The organism is Falsiroseomonas oryziterrae, from assembly GCF_021864505.1.
GTDB classification, from domain to species: Bacteria; Pseudomonadota; Alphaproteobacteria; order Acetobacterales; family Acetobacteraceae; genus Falsiroseomonas; species Falsiroseomonas oryziterrae.
In genome coordinates this window covers 1-3,940 of sequence record NZ_JAKJIB010000361.1, presented here as the reverse complement: position 1 = coordinate 3,940, position 3,940 = coordinate 1, and the positions used below count along the sequence as shown (strand labels likewise).

4 protein-coding genes are annotated in these 3,940 nt (G+C 73.3%); 1 reads left to right on the top strand and 3 read right to left on the bottom strand.

What is annotated here, in order from left to right:
- The 3 genes from L2I40_RS20135 to fsa all read right to left on the bottom strand — a co-directional run.
- On the bottom strand, positions 1-298 hold a 298-nt coding region (locus L2I40_RS20135), incomplete at its 3' end, for a site-specific integrase (RefSeq protein ID WP_237216963.1).
- A gap of 189 nt (positions 299-487) precedes the next feature.
- On the bottom strand, positions 488-1,189 hold the full coding sequence (locus L2I40_RS20130; protein WP_237216962.1) for a GAF domain-containing protein: 702 nt from the start codon (positions 1,187-1,189) through the stop codon (positions 488-490).
- Positions 1,186-1,842 carry a fructose-6-phosphate aldolase gene (gene fsa, locus L2I40_RS20125; RefSeq protein ID WP_237216961.1) on the bottom strand — a complete coding sequence of 219 codons (657 nt, stop codon included), beginning with the start codon at positions 1,840-1,842 and terminating at the stop codon, positions 1,186-1,188. Before fsa ends, L2I40_RS20130 begins: the two co-directional genes overlap by 4 nt.
- A gap of 76 nt (positions 1,843-1,918) precedes the next feature.
- On the opposite strand from fsa, the gene L2I40_RS20120 reads away from it, so the two are divergent.
- On the top strand, positions 1,919-3,940 hold a 2,022-nt coding region (locus L2I40_RS20120; protein ID WP_272910990.1), incomplete at its 3' end, for a primosomal protein N'.

Sequence of the window (3,940 nt, the reverse complement as noted above, 5' to 3'; positions counted from 1 at the left end):
CCGTCCCGCCGCCGTGGCGGCGCGCCAAGTGGCGCAGGAAGCCCCGCACCGCCGCCAGCCGCCGCGCCCGTGTCGCGTTGCCGTCGCCCTCGCGCGCGCGCTCCGCCAGGAAGGCGCGGATGTCGAGCGGGCGCAGCGCGGCGAGCGCCGCGAGGTCCGGCTCCTCGCCCAGATGCCGCGTCATGAAGCCGAGGAAGAGGGAGAGGTCCGAGCGGTAGGCCTCGATCGTGTTGGCGCTGGCGCGGCGCTCGCGCGCCAGCGTGTCGAGCCAGGCCGAAAGGGCGGCCGCCCCGTCCATGCCCTTAAGCGGCCTGCCGCTGTTCAGGCAGGCGTCGCGCGGAAAGCGCGCCTGCGGCGCGACGCGCCCGAACGGCCGCCGCGGCAAGTGCCGCGTCACGCCGAAGGCGTGCCTTCGGCACGACGCCAAGCAGCCGGAGGCTGCGCGTCACGCCGAAGGCGTGCCTCTGGCACGACGCGCCTGAGGGCATCATCTTGCGATGGCGGCTGCGATGGCGCGGCCGAGGAAGGCGAGGGTCTGCGCCGATTGCCGCGCCGGCAGCGCCGAGGCCTCGCGCGCGCCGAGCGCCAGCAGGCAGGGCGTGCCGCACCAGAGCGGCACCTTCACCAGCGCGTCGCAGGCGACGAGCGGCGCGGCCTCGGCGTGCAGCAACTCGGCCTCCGTCACTTCGTGCCGCACGCGTGCGTCCCGTCCGGGGCCGACGAGGCGCGCCACCGTGCCTTCCGGCATCGCGCGAACGCCGTGCCGCGGCAGGCTGCTGTCCGCACTGCCGTTGATGACGGCGCGCGCGGCGCGCGGCTCGGCCAGCAGCATGCAGGATTCGACGCGCAGCAGCGGCGGCCATTCCTGGCTGACCGTCTCCGCCACGTCGCGCGAGCGCATCAGCGCGAGCACGGCGAGCCGCACGCGCAGCGCGAGGCCCGCGCCGGCCCGGCCATCGGCCAGCGCGCCCTGCACCTCGCCTTCGATGGCGCGCAGCCGCGCGCGCTCGGCCGCGACCATCGCGGCCATGTGGTCGGCCAGGTTCTCGCCATGCACGCGCTTCGGTGGCGTCAGCGCGCGGTAGAGTTCCGGGCGGCGCGCCAGGAAATCCGGGTTCGCAACGAGGTAGGCCGCAACCTCCTCGGCCAGCGTATCGTGGTCGAGGCGTGTCGCGGCCGTGGTCTTCACAGGATGCTCTGCCCCGTCTTCTTCCAGTCGGCGAGGAAGGCCGCCAGGCCGCTGTCGGTCAGCGGATGCTTCAGCAGTTGGCGGATCACCTGGGGCGGAAGCGTGGCGACATGCGCGCCGAGCTTCGCCGCCTGCACCAGGTGGATCGGATGACGCACCGAGGCGACCAGCACCTCGGTCTTCAGCGCCGGATAGTTCCGGTAGATCTGCACGATATCGGCGATCAGCGACATGCCGTCGGTCGAGATGTCGTCGAGCCGCCCGACGAAGGGCGAGATGAAGGCCGCGCCGGCCTTGGCCGCGAGCAGCGCCTGCGCCGGCGAGAAGCACAGCGTCACGTTCACCGGCGTGCCTTCGCCGGCCAGCACGCGGCAGGTGCGCAGCCCGGCTTCCGTCAGCGGCACCTTGACCGCCACGTTCTTCGCGATGCCGCGGAGATACCGGCCCTCGGCCAGCATCGTCTCGAAGTCGGTCGCCGTGACCTCCGCGCTGACGGGGCCGGGCGTGATCGCGCAGATCTCGGCGATCACTTCGGCCATGTTGCGGCCGGACTTGGCGATGAGGCTCGGATTCGTGGTGACGCCGTCCACCAGGCCGGCTTCGGCGAGCGCGCGGATTTCGGACACCTCGGCGGTGTCCACAAAGAATTTCATCCTATATCCTACCCGGACATCTTGCCCCCGAAGGGGACATGGCGTTCGAACGCCGTGAACGAGGCGAACATACAGGATGGCTGAAGCGAGGCGGAAGTCGCCGGCACCGAACCAACCCCTGGGCGTGGCTTCCGGGACACGGGTGCGCGTGATGCTGCCGCTGCCGCTCGAGGCCGGCACCTACGACTACCGCGTACCGGAAGGGATGCGTGCGGAGCCGGGTCATTTCGTCGTCGTGCCGCTCGGCCCGCGCGAGGCGATCGGCGTCGTCTGGGACGGCGAGCCCGACCCGGCGCTGCCGGCGCGGCGGCTGAAGAACGTGCAGGCCGTGCTCGACGCGCCGCCGATGACGGAGAGCCTGCGGCGCTTCGTCGAATGGGTCGGCGCCTACACCGTGACGCCGCCCGGCGCGGTGCTTCGGATGGCGATGAGCGCGCCCGCCGCGCTCGAACCCGCGCCGGCCAAGGCCGGCTGGCAACTGGCGCCCGGCGCGATTCGCGAGGATCTCAGGCTGACGCCGGCGCGCCGCGCGGTGCTCGACCTGCTCGGTCCCGGCGATGTCCGCTCGGGCAGCGATCTCGCGGAAGCGGCGGGCGTGTCGCCCGGCGTCGTGCGCGGCCTGGCCGATGCCGGGATCCTGGTTCCTGCGCTGCTGCCCAAGGGTGCCGCCTTCCCGCTGCCCGACCCGGATCATCCGGGCCCGACGCTGGCCGCCGACCAGGCCGCGGCGGCGGAGGCGCTGCGCGCGAAGGTCGCCGCGCATGCCTTCGGCGTCACGCTGCTGACCGGCGTCACGGGGTCGGGCAAGACCGAGGTCTATCTGGACGCCGTCGCGCAGGCGCTGCGCGAAGGGCGGCAGGCGCTGGTGCTGCTGCCGGAGATCGCGCTGTCGGCGCAATGGCTGGAGCGCTTCCGGCGCCGCTTCGGCGTGGATCCCGCGCTGTGGCATTCGGAGCTCTCCTCGCGCACCCGCCGCGACACCTGGCGCGCCGTGGCGGAGGGCGAGGCGCCGGTGGTGGTCGGCGCGCGCAGCGCGCTGTTCCTGCCCTTCCCCGATCTCGGCCTGCTGGTCGTGGACGAGGAGCACGAGACTGCCTTCAAGCAGGAGGACGGCGTGATCTACCACGCGCGCGACATGGCGGTGGTGCGCGCGCGCCTGGCGCAGGCCGCCTGCGTGCTGGTCTCCGCCACGCCCTCGCTCGAGACGCTGACGAATGCGGAGACCGGGCGCTACGACCACCTGCACCTGAAGGAACGCCACGGCAGCGCCGGCCTGCCGGCGGTGGAGACAATCGACCTGCGGCGCGACACGCCGGAGCGCGGGCGCTTCCTCTCGCCGAAGTTGATCGAGGCGGTGAAGGACACGCTCGCGCGCGGCGAGCAGGCGATGCTGTTCCTCAATCGCCGCGGCTACGCGCCGCTCACGCTCTGCCGCGCCTGCGGCCACCGGCTGCGCTGCCCGAACTGCACCTCCTGGCTGGTGGAGCACCGGGCGCAGCGGCGGCTGCAATGCCACCATTGCGGCCATGCCGAGCCGCTGCCGCGCTTCTGCCCGGAGTGCAACGCCGAAGGCTCGTTGACGCCGGTCGGCCCCGGCGTGGAGCGCGTGCTGGAAGAGGTGGAGGCGCTGTTCCCCGACGCGCGGCGCATCGTCATGGCCTCCGACACCATCCCCGGCCCGGCGGCTGCGACGGCGGCGGCGGAGGCGATCGCCGCGCGCCAGGTGGACCTGATCATCGGCACGCAGATCGTCGCCAAGGGCTGGCACTTCCCGCACCTGACGCTGGTCGGCGTGGTGGATGCCGATCTGGGTCTGGCGGGCGGCGATTTGCGCGCGGCGGAGCGCACGCTGCAGTTGCTGCACCAGGTGAGCGGCCGCGCGGGACGCGCCGAGGCGCCGGGCAAGGTGCTGCTGCAGACCTTCTCGCCGGACCATCCCGTGATGCGCGCGCTGGTTTCCGGCGACGTCGCCGCCTTCATGGCGGAGGAAGCGGCGGGCCGGCGCCCGGGCCACTGGCCGCCGTTCGGGCGCCTCGCCGCGTTGATCGTGAGCTCCGAGGACGAGCAGGAAGCCGACCGTGCCGCGCGCGACCTCGGC

Excerpts from the sequence above, each read along its gene's own strand:
- fsa (WP_237216961.1), bottom strand. The coding sequence starts at position 1,842 with ATGAAATTCTTTGTGGACACCGCCGAGGTGTCCGAAATCCGCGCGCTC.